We start from the raw sequence: 284 nt of genomic DNA, 5'->3' as shown, positions 1-284 counted from the left end.
TTACTATATCGTGTAAATAACCAAAATAGCCGTAACTTGCGAGTAAAACAAACATTAGAAGTCCCTTTAACGTACCTTCTAATTTACCTATTTGATTTTGTGAAAATAAAACATGCCCAATTAAAACTGCTACTGCAACGGCATAATGAGTAAGAATCGAATCTGCTCGATCATCGATTAGCCAAAGATATTCATAGATTGCAATACCTATCCAAAATAATACAGGAATAACAAAAATGGATGATTTCTTACCCTTTACAACCTTCTCATCCCCTTTCTTATCC

Annotated in this window: 1 protein-coding gene; it reads right to left on the bottom strand. The window is 33.5% G+C overall.

Annotation, left to right across the window (positions count from 1 at the left end; genetic code table 11):
• Positions 1-284, bottom strand: a 284-nt coding sequence (locus ACSG5Z_RS32105) for a DUF3981 domain-containing protein (protein ID WP_435712971.1), incomplete at both ends; no start/stop codon positions are given.

It is taken from the genome of Bacillus pretiosus (assembly GCF_051294775.1).
Taxonomy (GTDB): Bacteria; Bacillota; Bacilli; order Bacillales; family Bacillaceae_G; genus Bacillus_A; species Bacillus_A wiedmannii.
Note: the sequence above shows the minus strand (reverse complement) of the source record. Positions and strands in the feature narration are given on the sequence as shown.